This window comes from Corynebacterium ulcerans (assembly GCF_000767685.1).
Lineage (GTDB): Bacteria > Actinomycetota > Actinomycetes > Mycobacteriales > Mycobacteriaceae > Corynebacterium > Corynebacterium ulcerans.
Genome location: NZ_CP009622.1, coordinates 220,260 through 241,587 on the forward strand (window position 1 = coordinate 220,260; position 21,328 = coordinate 241,587).

General features: G+C 51.8%; 12 protein-coding genes. 11 read left to right on the forward strand and 1 reads right to left on the reverse strand.

The features are described from left to right. The first annotated feature begins 12 nt into the window (after window positions 1-12). The 6 genes from CULFRC11_RS01040 to CULFRC11_RS01065 all read left to right on the forward strand — a co-directional run bounded on the left by CULFRC11_RS01040 (window position 13) and on the right by CULFRC11_RS01065 (window position 11,335). Complete coding sequence (locus CULFRC11_RS01040; protein WP_023634945.1) at window positions 13-1,389, forward strand: MFS transporter; 1,377 nt, start codon at window positions 13-15, stop codon at window positions 1,387-1,389. A 58-nt stretch (window positions 1,390-1,447) separates the two neighbouring features. Beyond that, window positions 1,448-2,113, forward strand: coding sequence for a deoxyribose-phosphate aldolase (gene deoC, locus CULFRC11_RS01045; protein WP_023634946.1), 666 nt, complete (start codon window positions 1,448-1,450; stop codon window positions 2,111-2,113). Window positions 2,114-2,134: 21 nt separating this feature from the next. After that, on the forward strand, window positions 2,135-3,799 hold the full coding sequence (locus CULFRC11_RS01050; RefSeq protein WP_023634947.1) for a phospho-sugar mutase: 1,665 nt from the start codon (window positions 2,135-2,137) through the stop codon (window positions 3,797-3,799). A 578-nt stretch (window positions 3,800-4,377) separates the two neighbouring features. Continuing rightward, the gene (locus CULFRC11_RS01055; RefSeq protein WP_023634948.1) at window positions 4,378-6,021 is read left to right on the forward strand and encodes a VaFE repeat-containing surface-anchored protein; all 1,644 of its coding nucleotides are present in this window, start codon (window positions 4,378-4,380) and stop codon (window positions 6,019-6,021) included. A 626-nt stretch (window positions 6,022-6,647) separates the two neighbouring features. Further along, entirely contained in the window at window positions 6,648-9,989 is a 3,342-nt protein-coding gene (locus tag CULFRC11_RS01060) for an SdrD B-like domain-containing protein (protein WP_031269892.1), read from the forward strand. Window positions 9,990-10,243: 254 nt separating this feature from the next. Next, window positions 10,244-11,335 (forward strand): hypothetical protein, encoded by a 1,092-nt coding sequence (locus tag CULFRC11_RS01065; protein ID WP_031269894.1) that lies wholly within the window; start codon window positions 10,244-10,246, stop codon window positions 11,333-11,335. Between the two features lie 20 nt (window positions 11,336-11,355). Here the strand turns inward: CULFRC11_RS01065 and CULFRC11_RS01070 are convergent, their stop codons facing one another. Then, complete coding sequence (locus tag CULFRC11_RS01070) at window positions 11,356-12,201, reverse strand: DMT family transporter (RefSeq protein ID WP_023634951.1); 846 nt, start codon at window positions 12,199-12,201, stop codon at window positions 11,356-11,358. A 176-nt stretch (window positions 12,202-12,377) separates the two neighbouring features. Between CULFRC11_RS01070 and CULFRC11_RS01075 the strand changes: the two genes are divergently transcribed. From CULFRC11_RS01075 to CULFRC11_RS01095, 5 genes are all read left to right on the forward strand, one after another. After that, window positions 12,378-13,310, forward strand: coding sequence for an ABC transporter ATP-binding protein (locus CULFRC11_RS01075; RefSeq protein ID WP_031269895.1), 933 nt, complete (start codon window positions 12,378-12,380; stop codon window positions 13,308-13,310). After that, the gene (locus tag CULFRC11_RS01080; RefSeq protein ID WP_023634953.1) at window positions 13,307-14,911 is read left to right on the forward strand and encodes an ABC transporter permease; all 1,605 of its coding nucleotides are present in this window, start codon (window positions 13,307-13,309) and stop codon (window positions 14,909-14,911) included. The genes CULFRC11_RS01075 and CULFRC11_RS01080 overlap by 4 nt, the downstream gene beginning before the upstream one ends. Window positions 14,912-15,152: 241 nt before the next feature. Beyond that, window positions 15,153-16,418, forward strand: a complete 1,266-nt coding sequence (locus CULFRC11_RS01085) for an aspartate kinase (RefSeq protein WP_031269898.1) — start codon at window positions 15,153-15,155, stop codon at window positions 16,416-16,418. Between the two features lie 355 nt (window positions 16,419-16,773). Beyond that, entirely contained in the window at window positions 16,774-19,998 is a 3,225-nt protein-coding gene (locus CULFRC11_RS01090; protein ID WP_038620291.1) for a DUF5979 domain-containing protein, read from the forward strand. Between the two features lie 290 nt (window positions 19,999-20,288). Beyond that, on the forward strand, window positions 20,289-21,320 hold the full coding sequence (locus CULFRC11_RS01095; RefSeq protein WP_013910626.1) for an aspartate-semialdehyde dehydrogenase: 1,032 nt from the start codon (window positions 20,289-20,291) through the stop codon (window positions 21,318-21,320). The last annotated feature ends 8 nt before the right edge of the window (window positions 21,321-21,328 follow it).

Consider the following 21,328-nt stretch of genomic DNA (forward strand, 5'->3'; position numbering starts at 1 on the left):
TAAAGGGTTGCCATGTCTCATACAAACGTCGATGCACGTAACGGCACAAACCACGCGAGCATAGTTAATCCTAAAGCTGCAGTGCCTGTACTCTTGTTTTCCTTTGTCTTTTGCTTAATTGTGGACAATGGATTTAAAACAATGACTGGCCCGATGGCCGCAGGTTTGGGTATTGACCCCAACACCGCGAGCCTTCAGGCTTCTCTGGCCGGTGTGATTATCGGTATCGGTGCTGTGGTGTATGCAGCGCTTGCCGATACGATCTCTATCCGCAAATTGATGCTCGTAGGCATTGGGTTGATTGCGGTTGGCTCGATCATGGGCTTTGTGTTTTCCGGTTCATGGCCGATGGTTCTGTTTGGTCGTATTGTCCAAACAGCTGGTCTTGCTGCTGCGGAAACGCTGTACGTGATCTATGTGACCAAGCACCTTTCTGAAGATGACCAGAAAACTTACCTAGGCTTTTCCACTGCCGCTTTCCAAGGTGGACTGCTGATCGGAGCCTTGACCTCAGGTTTCATCTCCACATATGTTTCATGGACCGCTATGTTCCTGGTCCCGCTGATCTTGATTCTTGTGGCTCCTTTCATCCAGAAGATGGTCCCGGAGTACGAGGCTGTTGAGGGAACATTTGATGCTCTAGGACTCTTCCTGGTGTCTGTGTTTGCAGCATCTTTGACCATGTACATGCAAAAGTTCAATCCGTTGTGGCTGATTCCTACGGTGCTCGGAATTGTCGGTTTTGTGGTTCATGTAAAGAAGAACAAGAAAGCACTTGTATCGCCGGAGTTCTTTACTAATGGTCGGTATGTGTGGGCGATTGTCTTGGTATTCGTGATTTATTCCACGCAGCTAGGGTTTATCTTCTTACTTCCATTCGCCGCGTCTGACGTTCACGGGCTTTCGCAGGATAAAGCTGCATTACTCATGGTCCCGGGTTATATCTGCGCGATTTTAGTGGGCGTCTTCTCCGGCGCGATCGGTAAGGTTTTGAGCTCTCGGCAGACTATTTACGCAGCTCTCACTATGATCTTCCTGTCATTGGTCATCGCGGCGCTTGGTTTGAACCTCCATATCGCAGTACTGATATGTGCAATTATCCTTTTTGCCTCTGGTTTTGCCCTTATGTACGCACCATTGGTGAATACCGCACTGATAAATATCACCGCTGCAAAGTCGGGCATCGCTATCGGTTTTTATAACCTGACCATCAACATCACAATTCCGCTTGGTATTGCCTATACCGCAAAGCTCATGGACCTGAGCTTTGGCTACTCGACGATCCTCTGGGTGCTGGCCGGGATTGCTTTGGTTGGTGCAGTTATCTACGTCATCGCAGACCGACGCATGTCTAGCACTGAGCGCGCACGTGGTGTGTACGTGGCATAGCAGCTAACCAGCCTTCAGCATTATTTTTACTTTTCTTCAAATACTAAGGAGATTTTCCATGTCGTCTCAACTCACCCGTTCTCAGGTCGCCGCAATGATCGACCACACTCTGCTCAAGCCGGAGGCTACTGAAGCGGACGTGAAGGAATTGGTCAAAGAGGCTGCACAACTCGGCACGTATTCTATTTGCATCTCACCTTCGTTGCTGCCAGTAGAGGTTCCAGAAGGCGTACACATTGCTACCGTGGTGGGGTTCCCCTCGGGTGCAGTTAAGCCCGAAATTAAAGCCAATGAGGCATCTCGTGCAGTTCACGATGGCGCTGAAGAAGTAGATATGGTGATTAATCTGGCTTTGGTCAAAGAGGGACGCTTTGAGGATCTTCAAGCGGAAATCGCCGCAGTGCGCGCAGCAGTGCCAGCTCCAAACGTGCTCAAAGTGATCCTTGAGACCGCAGCGCTTGACGACGAGCAGATCGCTCGTGCCTGCGAAGTTTCAGAGAAAGCTGGCGCAGACTTTGTTAAGACTTCCACCGGATTCCATCCAGCAGGTGGTGCCAGCGTGCATGCTGTGGAGATCATGAACCGCACCGTTGGCGGTCGCCTCGGCATCAAAGCATCAGGTGGCATCCGTGATGCAGAGACCGCAAAGGCCATGATTGCTGCAGGGGCAACCCGGTTGGGGTTGTCCGCTTCTGCAGCTGTTCTGGACGGTTTCGAAGAGTAGCGGAAGGTTGGTGCAGTGAAAATGACAAACGCATTGATCGAACGTGCGCGCGTTTGGGCTGAACACGATCCTAATCAAGAAAGCCGTGAGCAGATTGAGGCATGGATTGATGCGCATGATGAGCTTTCACTCGCGCGTGCTTTCGCTGGTCCTCTTCACTTTGGGACCGCAGGTTTGCGTGCACAAGTGGGGCCGGGTGAGTCGCAACTCAATGAAGCAACGATTCTACGCACCACGGCTGGCCTCATGGCGTGGCTGCTGGAGAACCTGGGCCAGGACTCAGTACCCCGCGTGGTGATTGGCTGTGATGCTCGGCATGGGTCGTCAGAATTTTATGATGCTGCAGCAGAGGTTGTTTCCGCAGCCGGCGGCGAAGCGTTAGTTCTGCCTAAACAAAACCCGACTCCTCTCACCGCGTACACGGTGAAAAAGCTGGGGGCGGATGCAGGAATTATGGTTACAGCATCCCATAACCCGCCGGCTGATAATGGGTACAAAGTGTATCTGGGTGGCAGAATAGCCACTGGCGACGCTGAAGGCGTGCAGCTGATCGCACCCGCCGATGCAGAAATTGCTGAAGCTATCGCAGCGGCTCCGTTCGCAGATCAAATTGCGCGCAATCGTGACAATATTCTTGAGGTTGATACTCGCGAGCACTATATCGAGCGGACTGCAGGGCTTGTTGGTGCAGACGTTAGTAAGGAATCACGCGCTAATGTGCGTATCGCGTTGACAGCTATGCATGGCGTAGGCGCTGCGCTGGGTAAAGAGATTTTGGAAAAAGCGGGATTTGAGGTTTCCCTTGTTCCGGAACAAGCAGAACCTGATGCGGATTTTCCCACTGTATCTTTCCCCAACCCTGAAGAAAAAGGGGCGCTGGATCTGGCAAAAGCCCATGCACATGCCATTGACGCCGACGTCATTATTGCCTATGACCCCGATGCTGATCGATGTGCTGTAGCTACTAAAGACGCTGACGCTGAGGGCGGATGGCGTCAACTGACTGGCGATGAAACAGGTGCGCTTTTGGGTGAATACCTCGGAGCTACGGCTAAGGGATCCTATGCTAACTCGGTAGTCTCTGGTCGACTCCTGTCGCAGGTGGCTAAAGCACATGGGTTGGACCATGCGCAGACGCTTACCGGGTTTAAGTGGATTGCCCGTACTCCCAACCTTGCTTTTGGTTATGAGGAAGCCATTGGATATTGCTGCGATCCGGAGGCGGTAGCAGACAAAGATGGAATTTCTGCGTCGGTGGTTGTGGCAAGTCTCGTCGCAAAGCTTAAAGCAGCTGGACGGACGCTTGATTGCGCTCTCGACGACCTCGCCAAAGCGCACGGTCTCTATATGACAGCACCGTTGACATTCCGCGTGGAGGATCTGTCCATCATTGCTGAGGGAATGAAGACTTTGCGTACGACGCCGCCGACGGAGCTTGCCGGTTCGAAGATTACTGAAGTGATTGACCTGGCGGAGGGAACACTAGGTTTTGGTGCCACGGACGGAATGATGTTCCTGACGGAAGATAATGATCGGGTGATCTGCCGTCCTTCTGGAACTGAACCGAAGCTTAAATGCTATTTAGAGGTGGTTCGGCCGGTGGGGGAGGGCGGTGTGGACCGCCAAGGGGCACAAGATCGACTCGCAGCGATCGCCGAAGACTTGCACAGGGTTTTAGGTATGTAACTGTGAATATTAGCTAGTCCTCGCTATTTTTAGCGGGGATTTAGCTATGTTCGGGGGTGCAAAAAGAAATATTGCTTTGCGGTAACAAAGTAGCTACTTGCAGGTCTTATTGAATAGTAGATTTGATATGCATACGTATGCGTAGAGCGCGTCGGGGGTGGTTTGGTGGGAGGCTTGGTGCAATCTTTGCACAGTCTTGGATAAGTGGTCATTTTTCGGACGGGGGTTAAATCGGTGTTTGTTTTGTCTTTCTAATGTGTGGAGTCGGGGGGTGAGGTTGGGGGAGGATAGCAGGTCGAACAGCGGCTTTTGTGTGGGAAATTAGGGGACGTGTACGCAATCCCGGAGAGTGGGATTTGGGAAACCTGAGAGAAATATCATTATAGATGTTATAGGTATTTTTCTATTTTAGATATCTTTCATACAAGGCTTACGCTGCTGTTCATTAAAAAGCTGGCAACACGAGGTTATGAGAAATCCACGAACAGGGCTTTTTGATTTTCCCTCCCCATAAACTTTGAGGTCCTCTAGTGGTGAACGCAGCGTTTGCCGCTATAGGGGCCTGGTACTAGGAAAAAATGAGAAGTAAGCCCTTTAAAAAAGTAGTTGCTTTGATTACTGGTATTGCTGTTGCATTCAGTGTTAACACCAGTGTTCAAGCTCAGGAAGCTGGCCCAGCTTACCTCGGTTATCTTGATGAGACCGCGGCCGTACAAGAGCCCTTTGGTAATAACGGTTACCAAAATTATTCTTCCGTTCCACCGCTGGTAGTCAAGGCGGAAGGTAGTGAAACTGAAGAGCTGGCTTATTGCTTCAACATAACAAAGCCATATCCTGTTCTTAAGGATTCTTTGACGTCCAATACGAGTGACGTATTCAATAAGGGAATTAGCCTTCGTTACAAGAGTAACTACGGCGTTTCTCTTCAAAACTTTGCCACCAGGTGGCGTGGATCAGAAGCTGATGCTGGCGTACTTCGGGCTATTTATAATGGCCATAGCCATAATGCAGCAGGTCTGAAAGAATCACTTGGACTTACGGATGCAGAATTCCGATACGCTACTCAGCTTGCCGTGTGGTACTGGACGGATAGTGATCCTGGCAGCAAATACCTCACAGGTGCTGGTACGAGCGCGAACAAGATCGAACAAGCTGCAAGGATCCTTTCTGGACTGGAGGTAGCGTCTGTTGACCTTAAAGAGGTCGATCCAAAGCTGGTAACGCTGAAGATTTACAGCCCTTACAGCCTGGAAGGTCAGTCTGCTAATTACCAGAATCTTTTGAGCATTAAGTTCGTAAGTCCGGAGACTGGCGATTCTGTCGATCCTGAAGAGCCAACCAAGACCACGCCTAAAGAGCCTGAGGCTCCGAAGACTGAGTCCGAGAAGCCTAAGGAACCTGAAGCGCCCAAGACTGAAACTGAACAGCCAAGTGAGCCCGTAGTTCCAAAGCCTGAACCTCAAACGCCGCAAGAGCCACAAGAGCCGAAGCCGGAAGAGGTTAAGCCAACGCTGAAGACATCTGCAACCGATCAGTCTGATGATGACAAGCTGATTTCTGCAACTGGTGGAAAAGTTGTGGACAAGGTTACCTACACTGGCCTTACGGAGGGCGAGAAGTACCTTGTTGAAGGCGAACTTATGGACAAAGAGACCGGTAAATCTACCGGAATTAAAGCAGAAACTGAGTTCACCGCTTCAGGTGCTAACGGTACGGTGGATGTAACTTTCGATGTCGATGCTAATCAGGCTGGCAAGACTCTTGTGGCATTTGAGAAGCTTTATAAGGCAGATGACAAGACCACTGTTGTTGCTAGCCATGAAGATATCGACGATGCTGCGCAGACGGTCTCTGTTGAAGAAGATGTTGTTCCTGGCGACGGCGATGATGAGCTTGTTCCAGCAAATCCGGATGATTCGTCTTTCAACTGGAAGTATCTGATTCCGCTTGCTTTGATTCCTGTGGTTGGTGCTTTGGTATGGGGATCCTCGCAGGGAAGTAGCTCTGCTGCGGCTCCGACGAATCCGGCATACGCTGCTCCAGGTGCTCCGGCACCAGCTGCTGCTACCACTACGGCGGCGCCGGCTCCTGTGGCTACGTCTGCAGCGCCCGCGAAGAAGCAACTAGCGGCTACTGGTGCGAGCGTTCTCTACACCCTACTAGCAGCGCTGCTGTTGGTTGTTGCTGGTGTGTTCCTCGTGCGGGTACGTCGTAACGATTAATCCCGACTGCTGGGAAGCTAGTTTTTAATAAAGGCACCACTCCTGATGTTAAGGAGTGGTGCCTTTTGCTTGCTATGAATCACTAGAGGCGTTCTAGGAAGTGAAATGCTGGTTTGATGATGGGTGAGTGGTGATTCTGTCGCACTTTATGTAATAAGGCGCCACTGCAAAAATGGGGTTATACAGGGTTAGCCGAATGCAATTTTTGCACATAAATACATAAGCTAATAATTTACTGACATTTGTGAGAATTAATATTTCCACTGGTTATGTTTATTTTTTCGATCTTAAATGCAGGGAAAATTAAAGGCCTTTTGAGATTATTGGACTTTGTTCTTTTCTATATGAGAAAATATCTTCCCCTCTTAGGTAAAGAGCATTTTATTTTTTTATATTTTTCGAGGTAGATAGGCTGAGTTAATCAAAGAGGACAGGCCCTCACAGTGAGCAAGAATATCTGCGAGCTGGACTCTTTTGACTAGTGAAAAATACTAAGCTCGCCCCACCCCTCACTTATGTCTTGAGCTTGATGGACTTAAAGCCATTTAGGTGAAGAGTCGAAGATTCCCTGCTAAGCGTCAGTTGCGGGTGCAGCTTAGTCCAGTTAAGCGAGGATGGACTCTTACTTGAATGAAGTAAGCCCTTTTAACCAGCCTGCCACTAAACGTTTTGGACGCACTGTTGCTGCAGTTGTTACAGCAACAAGCGTGAGCTTTAGTGGTTTTCTTGTGCCTACCGCTTCTGCCGAAGCTGCTAGTGCGTATTCCGATAAGATTGGCCGTAACGAGATTGGGACAGAGACTTTAGAGAAACTAAATCCTGAAATCGTCGGTGGTAGCCAATCTGTATCTGTAGGAGATTCAGTTACCTACAAATACACTGTAAAGACCGGTTTCCCGCAGGATCCAAACAATGTGACTGCCCAGCGGTGGGTTCGCATGGTGATCACGCAGGACCCGAAGGTGCCTTTCACTGAGGACCCAGCTGCTGGAAAGTTCGGTATTCCATCTGGCGCCGTGGTTACCAAAACAAGTGACAATGAGTGGACCGTTGTGTTGGGTGCGGAATATGAAGCTTGGCAGTGGGAAAACACCCAAGCGGCAGAAGATCATAACAACGGCCTTTTTAAGGTAAATAACGCTGCGCATTCACTGTGGGCTACCTCGGATTCTAAAGCTCCAGCTTGGACACCACCTGCTGAGCTTACAATTGCGATCCCTGCAAAAGTGAACAGTACAGACGGCGCGCCCTTTGCTGGTTCTCTCACCGTAACATCTGGCAGGCTTGCTGATGTTGCGTTAAAGGATGAACTGTCTAAAGCCACTTTTGTTTCTAACGATGGCAGAGGGACATGTACTTGGGATGCTAAGTATGAAACCAAACTCTTAAAAGAAGATATTGGTTATTGGGTTGAGAATGTCTTAATCTCTTCAGATCCTGAATCTGTCAAAGATTATGCTTCGCTCCCGAGCATGTACCAAAATATGAGACTTTATCGTCCATCACTCACTTCTGGCGAAGTTTTCGTTGGTAATAGATCAATCGGAAAAGTTAACCCGGTGAATATCGGCGAGCGTGAATCAATGGGCTACCCCATCGGCGAGTTGTATATCACGAAAAATGTTCCGCCTTTTACCTCGACGGAATGGCTAGACCCTAAGGTTTCAGTTCGTGTGGACTATCGCTACACGAATCCCTGCGGCTCTAAAGTCACAGCTGAGAGCGTGAAGAACCCATCAGGAATTGTTCCTGCAACCGATCCATCTGTCACGGGACCAGGGCTCCATCTTGAACCCGATTACACCTACGTCGAAGCTTCCGGCGTCTACGTTGGACTCGTTCGCCCTCCAGAGGATGCTTCTGCGACTGCACAGTTTGTGTTCAACCAAGAAGACCTAGTCTCTCTCGGAGATTACGTATGGTTCGACCGCGATGCTGATGGCAAGCAAGGAGACGCAGCAACTGAGCCTGGTGTCAGCGGTGTGCAGGTTTCTTTGCTCGATGAGAATGGTCAACCCGTGAACAAGCCAGGCACGAGCGAGCCTTATGTGCTCACCACGGATGCTTCTGGCAAATACCTCTTTGAAAAGCTGCCTAAGGGCAAGTACAAGGTGCAGTTCGATGCCTCGAAGGTGCCAGCAGATAAGCTTCCGGAAGGAATCTCAAGCTTCTCTGATTTCACCTCAAAGGGTGCAGCTCCTGATCAAAACGATGGCACCGATTCCGACGTCACTCCTGGAGGTTTAACGTCTACGACGGACGTTGTGGATCTGCAGCAGGATCGCACGGATATTGACGCTGGTTTGATCGCAAAGGCTCGTTTCTCTGTATCCAAGGTTCTCGACGGCACCGATGCTGGCAAACAGGTCGGCACAACAGCACGTGAACTTGCGGACGGAAAGCTCGTTGTTGAGCACAAGATCACGGTCAAGAATGAGACTCCTGGTATTCCAGGAAAAGCTCCTCAGGTGCTTGACGAGCCTCTGAGCGTTCCCGGTTTTGAAATCGAATCTCTTACTGTCAACGAAACTCCAGTTCAGAAAGATGGCAAGGATTATCTGATCTCTGCAGAAAAAGATGTCAAAGCAGGTGACGGAAGCCAAGAGTACCTGGTAAAGGTCACCTACAAGCGTGCTGCCGATAATAAGGCCACCGGCGCACTAACCAAGACCGAGGCAGATGCTATTGGTGAGTGCTCGGATCAAAGCGGCACAGGTACAACCAAGGGAATCGTTAACAAGGTCTACCTTGGAGATGAAACCAATGAGGCTGACACAGACGCAGAAAAAGAGAAGAACAACTGGGATTGTGTCCCGGTCAAGGGCGTTGATGAGCCCGTAGGTTCTGTCTCTGTCGGTGACTTCGTGTGGATTGATTCCAACCGCGACGGTATTCAGGATGCTGATGAAAAAGGCCTGGCCGGTGTAGAGCTTCAGATCGTTGATTCTGAGGGGAACCCAGTCAAGGACATCAACGGTGAAGAAGTAAAGAACGTGACCACCGGTGCCGATGGCAAGTATTCCTTTGACAACCTCCCAACGCTGGAGGATGGCAAGCACTACACAGTGAAGGTAGTTAAAGTTCCCGCTGGTTACGAGCCGACTAAGATCGGCCAAGGCACGCAGGATAATGACTCCTCTAAGGATTCGGCCAAGACGTACAAGGATCTGTCTCAAGACGGCGCCAAGGACGACTCTCTTGACTTTGGTTTTGTTGAGCCTGAGCCTGACGTTCCGGGTTCTGTCTCCGTCGGTGATTTTGTCTGGGTTGATGCTAACGGTAACGGTATCCAGGATGAGGGTGAAGAGGGACTCTCAGATGTAGTTTTGGAGCTCGTTGGCCCAGACGGCAAGCCAGTGACAGACGTCAACGGCAAGCTAGTCGAGAAGGTCACCACGCGTGCAGACGGCAAGTACACCTTCAGCGATCTTCCAGTATTGGAAGAAGGCCAGAAGTACACGGTGAAGGTTGTAGAGGTTCCTGAAGGCTATGAGCCAACCAAAACGGGTGAGGGAACAACAGATACAGATTCCTCCACGGATCAAGCCGAGACTACCGCGGACCTGACCAAGCCGGATGCAGAAGATAACTCCCTCGACTTTGGCTTTATTAAAGTCGAAGATCCAGAGAACCCTGATTTCCCGGATGATGAAGATCCAGAAGGACCATCCTTTAACTGGAAGTATCTGATTCCTTTCGCTCTGATTCCTGTTATTGGCGCTTTGGTATGGGGTTCTTCGCAGGGAAGTAGCTCCCCTGGAACTCCTGCTCCCACTGCCCCTAAGACGCCAGGGTCCACCACGACCCCAGCTACAGCTGCACCTCAGGCTCCGGAATCTGCTGCACCAAAGGCTCCTATGAAGCGGCAGTTGGCTGCTACTGGTGCGAGCGTTCTGTACACGCTATTGGCGGCATTGCTGCTGGTTATTGCTGGTGTATTCCTTGTGAGGTTGCGTCGTCAAGACTAGTTCTTGGCTACTAGATAACCAGCATTAAATAAGGCGCTATCCACGTTGTTGGGTAGCGCCTTGTTTGTGGTGTCGTCGAGAAGCAAATGCAGATACAATGCGGTGTGCATCCGCCATAAGTAGGCATACGAGACGAAAGACGGACATTTATGCGCAGGGACACAGTCCGCACAACCTCGGGAGATGGGGTGCTGAGGCAGCGATATCGGTCTTTTGTCACGTGGTTGGATTTTCCTAGTGTCAGGCCGCGCCGCATGGTGGTTTGGCAGGATTGGCTGGCTGCCGCGATTCTCTTCGTGGCAACGGCTTTGGTGCGGCTCGCCTTTTTGCTGTGGATGCGTGGCGACGCCAGCCTTGAGGCTTTGCCGTCCAAGTGGGACGGCCGGATTTATTTAGCCATTGCTCAATACGGGTATTTTAGTGAGGCCGGGGGTGCACCAGATCCCGAGATATATCAGACGCGGCTCGCATTTTTCCCGGGATATCCAGGACTGATAGCCGCTGTGCACACAGTGACCCGGCTGAATTATCTCACCAGTGCACTTTTGATCTCGTATGTCGCAGGGGTCGCGATGACCGCCGGCGTGATGGCGATGGCCGCACGGATGGGGGCCGACAAACGGTTGCGATTGGCTGCCGCGATGCTGGTGCTAGGTGCACCTATGAGCACCACATTCACAATGGTCTATACCGAGGCAATCTTTTTGGCCTGTGCCGTGTGGGCTTTGGTCGCCATGGTGGATAGGCGCTGGTTACTGGCGGGAATATGTACTTTTTGTGCGGGCTTTTTCCGGTTAACCGCAATTGATCTTGTGGCGACTTTTGCCGTGGTAGTTGCAATCTATGCTGCCCGCAATTGGCGAGCGTGGGTTGCCGTCGCGGTATCTACTGTCCCGTTGGTGAGCTACCTGATGTACGCATCGCATTACACGCGTGACATTGGCGGTTACTTTGGGATGCAGACCAAAGGCTGGCACTCTACCTTTGACTTTGGTCGCGCTACTGCGATCTGGGTGAGCACTCAGCTGCGCGAAGGCAACAACGTGGGCTATCTGCTGTCCATCGTGTCCATTGTGGGAGCACTAGGCGCGGTCATCGTATCTTTTCGACGGCTTCCGCTGGCGTATTGGCTGTTTGGCGCAGCGATTACGGCTAACGTTGTGCTTTCCGACGGCATCATGCACTCACGTCCCCGACTTCTACTCCCGGCAGTGGTGCTTTTACTTCCCGTTATTTTCCAGCTCCCCAGGGGGCGTTACGCGTTACCCGCAGCCGCGATGTGCTGGTTGCTCGTGGGCGCATGGTTTTCCGCATATATGATCGCGGTGTTCCAGTGGGCGATCTAGCAGGTATTTTCTTCTGCTAGCTATGAACTGCCCACGCCACGTCGTGATAGCGCAAAAGTGGACACAATCATGGCGATCAAAGCCAGAGCCATCCACAACCAGTTAGCTCCCGATACTTGGAACTGCTCGCCCAGGACGGCATATCCCAAAGCAAAAGCAACGATGGGTTCTGTAACCGTCATGGCTGGTAGCGAGTTTTTTAAAGCTCCGGCGTTAAAAGCATATTGCTGTACGACCGTACCTAGAATTGCCCCGGCCGCAAGGGAATAGCCCTGCCATGTGGTGGCAAGAGCAAAGAAGCCTCCGTGGGTGAGCACATCTACGGTGGCCTTAGAAAGAACGGCTACGTAGCCATAAATTCCGCCGGTCACTATGCCTAAGAGCAGGGCTTTTTCGTTCCTGATCTGTTTTTGAGCGAATCGTTCTAAGACAAAGAGGACGAGAAAACCTATGGCCAGTGCGGGAAGCCAGCGTCCCAGCGGGGGCTGCGGGTCGCCTGCGGAAGGATTTCCCAAAAGCACGAGCACAGCGACGGCCACCGTGAGCAGCCCCGCCCACGTTATTTCGTCGATTGCCATGCGGCGGCCGTCGTAACGCGCGGAAAGCGGAAGCGTAAACATCAGGGATAATACGAGGATTGGTTGCACCACTAATAACGTGCCAAAACCCAGGGCGATAATTTGCAGGCCATAGCCCGACAATGCGGTGAAGCTACCTAACCACCAGGCGGGGCGTCGAATAGCTTGCAAGAATGGGGAGCCCTCGGCGGGTGCTTCTTCTGCAATACGATGGCGCACCACTGTGCCCCAGGCGATAGTGAGCGCCGAGGCCAGGGCGAACCCCATAGCAAGAAGAGTGCTGTACATCGACTTCTAGCCTATACGGGTTGTTGCTAGACGACGTAGCACTCGCGGAAGATAGTGCCCCCACTGCGCATGTGCTGCGAGCAGGGGTAGCGGAAGATGAATTAAAGCCCCCAGTGTTGAATCGCGGTGCTACCGTAAAAATATCCAAGGTCAGCTCCACAGTAGGGGAGAAGAAAATGGCAGCGCACAAGGGTATTTCTGTACAGAAAACCAGCGAAGATGTTATCCGTGTCCGGAATCTAGACAAGAGCTTCGGATCTTTTAAAGCACTCGATCAACTAGACCTGAGCGTTGCCCGTGGGGAAGTGCACGGCTTTTTGGGTCCTAACGGGGCAGGAAAATCTACAGCCATTCGCGTGCTGTTGGGGCTGCTCAAGGCCGATGCAGGCGAGGTAGAACTGCTGGGTGGTGATCCGTGGAAAGATGTTGTTGCACTACACCGCAGGCTCGCATATGTGCCAGGCGACGTTTCCCTATTGCCTGGAATGAGTGGTGGGGAGGCTATTGACCTTTTAGGTTCTCTCCGGGGCGGACTGAACACGCAGCGCAGGGCGGAGCTCATAGAGTGCTTTGAGCTCGACCCGACGAAGAAGGGAAGACAATACTCCAAAGGTAACCGCCAAAAGGTGGCGCTTGTTGCTGCCTTAGCTTCTGACGCGGAACTGTTGATCTTAGACGAGCCCACCAGCGGTCTTGACCCTCTTATGGAAAGCGTATTTCAGGACGTTGTACGTGAAGCTAAAGAGCGAGGAGCGACGGTGTTTCTCAGCAGCCACATCCTCGCGGAAGTAGAGGCACTAGCGGACAGAATGAGCATTATTAAAGCAGGTCGCATCGTTCGAACCGCCACGCTAGAAGAGCTACAACAAACTGCGGCAACCACTATTACTGCGGTGTTGCACCGTGTGCCTGATGCCAAAGACTGCCCTGAACAGGCACACGTTAACGGGAACACTCTCACTGTTAGCGTCCCACAAAAGCAGGTCGGAACGATACTGGAACGCATACTTCCGCTGGGCATCGATAAGTTGACTGTGGAGCCACCGTCCCTGGAAAGCTTGTTCAAAGACCTGTACGGGGAAGAATCAGAGCCAGGTGAGGGACAATGATCGGGACAACACGCCCCCTGGTTGGCACAGGTGTGCTGCTCAAAGCCACGCTGCGCCACGAGCTGAAAAGGTTTATTCCGTGGATCGCGATAGTGACCATGTTGTCTACCTCTTCAATTCTTGCCTATGCGTGGATGTTTCCGCATCGAGAAGACCGGGCTGTATTAGATGCCACCATTGGCGGAAACCCGGCCTTAGGGCTCATCTTTGGTCCCGCGAGAAACCTCTATACCAACGAGGGGTTCAATACCTGGCGGGCTTTTGCTTTAGGCGGCTTTCTTACCGGTATTGCTGCCATCTTTGCGGTGACCAAAGCAACCAGAGGCCAAGAGGATTCTGGACAAGCAGAGTTACTTGCCTCCGGGGCTATGGGACGCGGCTCTCGATTGGCTGTGGCCGTGTTGCTGGGGATCATAGGGTCAACACTGGTCGGAGTGGTGACGGCACTATGCACACTCCTCTGCGGGGCGGAAGCAGAGGCGACGTTGCTACTGGCAGCAACGTTTACTGCTACCGGGTGGATGATGAGCGCTGTAGCCGCAGTCGCCGCACAACTTGGCTCTACCGCCCGAGCCGCTAACACCCTAGCAGTGAGCACATTATCCGTGCTTTTTATCCTTCGAGGATTCCTATTATCACTGGAAGCACCCGCGTGGACTAACTGGGTAAATCCGCTCGGTTGGTTGGATGAAACCCGCCCTGCCACGGACAACCACTGGTGGCCGCTCTTATACGCATTGGTGTTTACCCTCATCGTGACGGCTGTGGCCTTTGGCTTGTCATCTGGCCGCGACTTTGGGCAGGGCATCATCCCGTCGCAACCTGGCCCCGCGCATGGTTCGCTGAGAGGAGTAGAAGGCCTCATCTGGCGACTCAATAAAGCACCCGCGTTTACCTGGGTCATCGCCTTTGTGGCTTTAGGCGTGATCTTTGGATACTTCATCGGGTCTGTCAAAGACCTACTGGCTTCAAGTCCCGCGATGGCAGCCATGATGGCGGGCGGCGCTGTGGATCCAGCGCAATTGGTCAATAACTTTGCGGTGACCATGCTCAGCATGTTGGGGATCATTGCGGCTATACCAGGAGTTCAAGTGGTGCTGCGAATAGTCTCGGAAGAGAATAGTCAAAGGATTGAGCCGATTCTCACTGGTGGAATTAGCCGACTCCGGTATTGTGCGGTAACACTGGCCGCTGCAGCTGCAACAAGCACCATGTGTCTTCTCACCGCTGGTGTCCTGGTGGCGTGGCTGAGCAGCCGTGCTGATATTGGGCTTAGTTTCTTGGATGTGTTTATCCAGGCTGCAGTGACCTCGGTAGCAACATGGCCGATCATAGGAATAGCTGCAGTGGTGGTGGGCGCGCGCCCGAGGTTTGCGATTGCCGCATGGGTTGGAGTGCTTGAGTCATTCTCCATCACCATCTTTGGTCCCACATTTAAAGCCCCCGACTGGACAATGGCTTTTAGCCCCTTCCATCACATACCGCATGTGATGGAATCCGATGCTCACGGGTGGGGAGTGCTAGGGCTTCTGGTTGTATCTGCTCTTCTCTGTGTTATCGGGTGTAGTGCCTTTAACCGCAGGGACATTGGAGTGGGATAAAAGTGGAGCATGAGAAGAACAGCATGCTGAAAGTAATGCGGACGACAGTAATTTTCTCTTTATGTCGCGCCGGGAGGGTGTAAAAATATAGGTGGTTTTTAAAAAACTTTGTTTTGACCACTTACATGAGCCGCCTCTTTACTGCGGCGTGAAAAATAGACTGTATGATAGTTATTCGCAATCGTATGGTCTTGATCTAGGGGCACATCCAGTACAGATGGCTCCGGGAAGGGCGTTGCCCGTGGCACTTGTCGTCCAGAAATATGGCGGTTCTTCGCTGGAAAGCGCGGAAAGAATTCGTCGCGTTGCCGAGCGAATCGTGGCCACTAAAAAACAAGGCAACGATGTTGTTGTGGTGTGCTCCGCAATGGGAGACACCACTGATGAGCTTCTCGACCTCGCCTCCCAGGTTAATCCGGTACCACCTGCGCGTGAGATGGACATGCTGCTTACAGCAGGAGAGCGCATTTCCAACGCACTTGTGGCCATGGCGATCGAATCATTTGGTGCGAAAGCCCAATCTTTCACCGGTTCGCAAGCAGGCGTGATTACTACTGAGCGCCATGGCAACGCCCGCATTGTGGACGTTACTCCAGGGCGTGTGCGCGAAGCGCTGGATGGCGGAAAGATCTGTCTTGTTGCTGGATTCCAGGGAGTTAACCGTGAGTCTAAAGATGTGACCACGCTGGGACGTGGCGGCTCGGACACCACGGCAGTTGCCCTTGCCGCGGCGCTCAATGCTGACGTATGTGAGATCTATTCAGACGTAGACGGCGTGTACACGGCCGACCCTCGCATCGTGAGCAACGCGCGCAAGCTAGATCAACTCTGCTTTGAAGAGATGCTGGAACTTGCAGCGAGTGGCTCAAAAATTCTTGTTCTGCGCAGCGTCGAATATGCTCGTGCATTCGGCGTTCCCCTGCGCGTTCGTTCGTCGTATAGCAATGACCCCGGAACCCTAGTTGCCGGATCAATGGAGGATATTCCTGTGGAAGAAGCAGTACTTTCTGGCGTAGCAACTGATAACTCCGAGGCCAAGATCACGGTCCTGGGCATCCCCGATTCACCCGGTGCTGCTTCTGTGGTCTTCCGTGCGCTTGCCGACGCCGAAATCAACATCGACACAGTCCTGCAAAACATCTCCTCCCTGGAAGACAACCGCACGGACATCACATTCACCTGCCCGCGTGCCGACGGCCCCCACGCCATGGAGCTCCTACACAACCTGCAGCCGCAGAACGACTGGCAGAACGTGCTTTACGACGATCAGATCGGCAAGGTTTCCCTTGTCGGAGCCGGTATGAAATCGCACCCAGGCGTTACCGCAGAATTCTGCGAAGCACTCCGCGACCAGGGGATTAACATTGAATTGATCACCACTTCCGAGATCCGCATCTCCGTGCTGATCCGTGAAACCGACTTGCCTGCAGCAGCGCGGGCTCTCCACGAAAAGTTCGAGCTTGGTGGGGATGAAGAAGCTAAGGTTTACGCTGGGACGGGGCGGTAAGCCGGGAGTGGCTTAAGAAAACCGTGTTATAAAAGACCTCTTGTACATAGTATGCAAGAGGTCTTTTTGGTGTGATTGTTTAATTTTGCATGGGGCTCACCCTAAAGGGGGGAGTAAAGATAAGTGTAAGAAAAATCTATGCAAAAGTCTCTAAAACGTTAATAAACCTTATTATTATTTCTGCTATTCTTACTCTTTGGTGACCGTGAGGATATAGTGTCCGATCGGTCAATCTGGTGTTGCATATCGAGACGATGATGCGATATGAACCTTGAGACTTGGCCTAGTCATGTGACGCTCTTTTTGATTGGGAAAATCCTCAGGTGCCTTGTGAAAAATAAGATAGAGAGTAAAGATGGTCGATTCGCGTTTTTATGAACGCTCCCCAATGCGCAGGCTGATCACCCTGATGATGGTGGTCGTTGTTTGCGTAGGTCTAGTGGTTTCCCCTCGTGTTCCTTCTGCTGGTGCAGCAGAGTGTAAGGGGGAGATTAGTAATGTTCAGTGGCAAAATAATAACCATATTGAGAATGGAAAATTTGTCGGTTCGTATGGTGAGGGCGCAGACGTCCAGTTCAATTGGAAAGTCGATGCTAATGCTGACGAAGGTGCCGAATTTACCCTGAAAGTGCCGGACCAGCTTACTCGTCTAGGGCAAGGGAATTTAACGCTTAAATCCCCTAAGGGGGAGGACGTAGCAACGGGAACTTGGAATGAGTCAACTAAGACTTGGACTTTCCGATTGACAAGTTATGCAAAGACGCACGGTGATATTTCCGGTACTGCATTTTTTACTGTGCAGTGGGATAGGTCAAAGACAACGTCGAATACTGATTATTCATTACTTTTCTCAGGATGCCGTGGAGAAGGAACTCTTAGTGGAAAGACTCCAGAAGAAGGGATCGGTGGTGTTGAGCAAGCGACGGGAAAGACTGGACTCTATGACTCCAAAACTGATTCTGCGCGTTGGAACGTCTATGTAGCAACTGCAAGTTCGGATGTGTATGACCCAGTAGTTGTGAGAGACATCGGAAACTCACAGCTTCTCGTGGGGTGCTCGGATGTTACGGTATTTGACCGCACGCCTTATCCGTTCACTGCTATTAAAGATACGCCTATAGACAAGAGTAGGTGGGAGTGTTCAGAGGAAAACGGTGGAATAACTGTTCGCATGCTACCGGATGTACATGGAAGATATCTGACGGCTGGACAGTCGTTAACAATCGGTCTTGAAACTGCTATTACGGATGATGTTTCTCGGATCATTAAAAATAAAGCAACAGTTGAGAATGCGCCTGATGGTGTTAAGGAAGTAGAGTATCAGGTAGACCGAGGTGGTGCTGGTGGTATCGGAGCGGGTTTCCAGGGTAACGTCAGCATTTTGAAAGAGGTGGCGGGCGAGACAGCTCCCGAACAGAGTCAGAAATTTGATTTTGAATACAAATGCGGTGATTCTACTCAGACTGTTTCTGTGGCTGCGGGCGAGACCTCTGCGACATTAACCCAGCGTTCTTCCTCGACATGTTCTATTACGGAGAAGAACGTTGTTGAAGGAGTTACTACCACTTTTGAGGTTGAAAATACGGGAGAAGGCAAACCCGCCTATACGGTTCCGATTGAAAAGGGCGTACTAATACGCTTTGACAAGAACAGCTCCACGAACCTTAAGGTCAAGGTCACAAACACCTACCCCAATAAGCCAGAAGCTAAGAAGGGCAAGTTTGTTATCAAGAAGACTGTTAACGGCCTTGACGCTGGCCAGAAAGATAAAGTCTTCAAGTTCAATTACACCTGTAAAGCACCAGATGGTGATGCCGACACAGAGCCGCAGCTAGCAGAAGTAACTGCTAGCAAGCCCTGGCAATCGGGAGACTATCCTGAGGGAACAATCTGTGCGATAGAGGAAGACCTTGAGAGTGCAAAGGTTCCTGGTTACTCACTGACTTCTGCCCAACCTAAGGGAGATGTCACGATCAAAGCCGAAGGCACTGAAGGTTCCCCGGTAGAGTTCGCTGCAACCAACTCTTATACCAAGGATCTTGGTAGCTTCTCCGTCCAGAAGAAGATCGATGCATCAGCTGAGGCAATGCCGCTGCTCAAAGATCAAGAATTTGGCTTCAAGTACACCTGTGGCGCTGACAACGGCGAGTTTAAGCTCAAAGACGGTGAAACAAAGAAGGTTGAAGGCATTGCCGCTGGCACAAAGTGCACCGTCGAGGAGTCGGATGCCAAGGTGCCAAACGGCTTTACGTGGAGTGGAAAGATCGAAGGCCCTGAGGAAGCTACCAGCTTTGAAATCGAAAAGGATAAAACCCTAGCCTTTACTGCCACCAACACCTATAAGCAACAGCATGGTGGCTTCACACTGTCCAAGAACGTGACCGGTGATGCAATCAACCTGGAAGAATTGCAGAAGCGTTCTTACACGTTTAACTACACCTGCACCACACCAACTGGCACTGTCCTAACAGACAAGGTTGAGGTCACTGAGGGAACCCCGAAGGCAATCGACAACATTCCAGCAGCCTCTACCTGTAAGGTCACGGAAGTCGAGGCCCCTGCTAAAGACACTGACTGGACCGTTGACTTAAGCGTCAATGAAAAGTCGGTAGGCGAGACCGCGGAGTTTACGGTTCCTGCTGAAGGTGAGCCGTCGATAAGCATTCTTGCAAAGAACAACTACCGCCAGCACAAGGGAAGCTTCACGATTGAAAAGATTGTGGATGCATCGGAAGGTATCGTCACGCCGAAGGAATTTACGTTCACGTGGCAGTGCGGCGAGGCTGAAGGCGCTGAGATCGTCCGGGTTACCAACGGCAAGGGTCGTGTAGGAATTGACCGCGCATTCCCAGTGGGCACCAAGTGTTCAGTGAAAGAGCTGGAGGCCGAAGCGGAAGACGCAAGGCTCATCACAAGCTGGGAAAACCAGGAATTCACGATCGACAAAGACAAGCAAGACGTGATTGTTTCTGCGACGAATACCTACAGGTACGCAGAAAGCAAGGTCAAGATTGTGAAGAAGCTTGAAGGTCCGGCAAAGGATAAGGCAAAAGACAAGACCTTTACCTTCGATTACAGCTGCGTCCTTAATAACGAGGCTATTGAAGGTTCTGTGAATATCACTGGTGAGGGTGCAACCGAGATTCCTGAATCTTTCCCTGCAGGTACCAAGTGCACCATTACTGAGCGGGACGCAAGTATCTCTGGAACCACGTGGACACATCGGATTGCAGAGGATGGTCAGATCACCATTCAGAGTCCGGCTAAGGTGTATGAAGTCGGTGTAACCAATGCTTACTCCAAGCCTGGTTTCCCCTGGTTCATCCCGCTGATTCCGCTTGTGATCATTCCGTTGCTGCCGTTGTTCCCGCACCCGACTCCTGCACCGCAGCCAGCTCCACAGCCGGCACCGCAGAATCCGTCGGAACAGCAGCCTTCCCCCAAGACTCCTGAAAAGAAGCCGCAGAAGGAGAAGAAGGTTCTGGCACGCACTGGCGCTAACGTATGGATGTTTATTGTTATCGCTGCACTCCTTGTGCTGTTGGGAGCATTCCTCCGCAGGCGCGGTAACAACTCATAGGATTGTTTAGCTTGTAAATAAGCGGTCATCCTATTTAAAGGAGGCGAGAGGGAAACCTTTCGCCTCCTTTGGTGTTCTCTAGCATCCCTTAACCCGCCCTGGGGGAATGGCGTATGGAATGGGTCAAAACACGATGGGCGCGGTGGCGTCGCGAGGATCCGCTATCGCGTTATAAGGGGCAATCATGGGGCTATGGAGGGTTGTCTTTTATGTGTAGGCTCGGTATTTAGTGGTGGGTGTTGCACAATGACACGCAACGCCCCCGGAGCAAAAGAAAGGGAACTTTGACTATGACTACTGTCGCCGTCGTGGGTGCAACAGGCCAGGTTGGCCGAGTAATGCGTTCGATCCTCGAGGAGCGAAAGTTCCCTGCAGATAAGGTGCGTTTTTTTGCCTCTGCGCGTTCTGCTGGAACTACGTTGCAGTTCAACGGTGGAGACATTGAAGTGGAAGACCTCGCGGTTCAGACCGAGGACTCACTCAAGGACATTGATATTGCATTGTTCTCCGCTGGTGGCAGCACTTCTCGGCAGTACGCTCCCTTGTTCGCCGCTGCCGGTGCCACTGTGGTGGATAACTCTTCCGCGTGGCGCAAAGACCCCGATGTGCCGTTGATCGTTTCTGAGGTTAACCCTGAGGATAAAGACAACCTGGTCAAGGGGATCATCGCTAATCCGAACTGCACCACGATGGCAATCATGCCGGTGCTCAAGGCGCTGCATAACGTTGCATCGGTGACCAAGATGCATGTTGCCTCCTACCAGGCGGTTTCCGGTTCGGGTCTCGCCGGCGTGGAGACGCTGGCCAAGCAGACCGCTGAGATCGGTGATCGTTGTGTGGAATTGGTTCACGATGGTTCCGTGGAGGCCCCGGAGGAGCTCGGCCCTTATGTCGCTCCGATTGCGTACAATGCGCTTCCTTTCGCAGGTAGCTTGGTTGATGACGGCCTGAATGAGACCGACGAAGAGCAGAAGTTGCGCAATGAGTCGCGCAAGATTCTGGGGCTTCCTGAGCTCAAAGTAGCTGGTACATGTGTACGCATCCCGGTGTTCACCGGACACACGATGGTGGTGCATGCGGAATTTGAAAAAGCTATTACTCCTGATGAGGCGCGGGCAGTGCTTATCGACGCCCCCGGCGTAGAAGTAGTAGACGTACCTACTCCGCTTGCTGCTGCAGGTCGTGACGATTCTCTGGTTGGCCGTATCCGCCAGGATCAAACGGTTGATGACAATAAAGGCCTGGTGTTCGTGGTTTCCGGCGATAACCTACGCAAAGGCGCAGCACTGAATGCTATTCAGATTGCGGAGTTGCTTGTGTAAGCAAAGCG

Coding starts and splice junctions, on each gene's coding strand:
- CULFRC11_RS01040 (WP_023634945.1), top strand. CDS start 13: ATGTCTCATACAAACGTCGATGCACGTAACGGCACAAACCACGCGAGC.
- deoC (WP_023634946.1), top strand. CDS start 1,448: ATGTCGTCTCAACTCACCCGTTCTCAGGTCGCCGCAATGATCGACCAC.
- CULFRC11_RS01050 (WP_023634947.1), top strand. CDS start 2,135: ATGACAAACGCATTGATCGAACGTGCGCGCGTTTGGGCTGAACACGAT.
- CULFRC11_RS01055 (WP_023634948.1), top strand. CDS start 4,378: ATGAGAAGTAAGCCCTTTAAAAAAGTAGTTGCTTTGATTACTGGTATT.
- CULFRC11_RS01065 (WP_031269894.1), top strand. CDS start 10,244: ATGGTGGTTTGGCAGGATTGGCTGGCTGCCGCGATTCTCTTCGTGGCA.
- CULFRC11_RS01070 (WP_023634951.1), bottom strand. CDS start 12,201: ATGTACAGCACTCTTCTTGCTATGGGGTTCGCCCTGGCCTCGGCGCTC.
- CULFRC11_RS01075 (WP_031269895.1), top strand. CDS start 12,378: ATGGCAGCGCACAAGGGTATTTCTGTACAGAAAACCAGCGAAGATGTT.
- CULFRC11_RS01080 (WP_023634953.1), top strand. CDS start 13,307: ATGATCGGGACAACACGCCCCCTGGTTGGCACAGGTGTGCTGCTCAAA.
- CULFRC11_RS01090 (WP_038620291.1), top strand. CDS start 16,774: ATGGTCGATTCGCGTTTTTATGAACGCTCCCCAATGCGCAGGCTGATC.
- CULFRC11_RS01095 (WP_013910626.1), top strand. CDS start 20,289: ATGACTACTGTCGCCGTCGTGGGTGCAACAGGCCAGGTTGGCCGAGTA.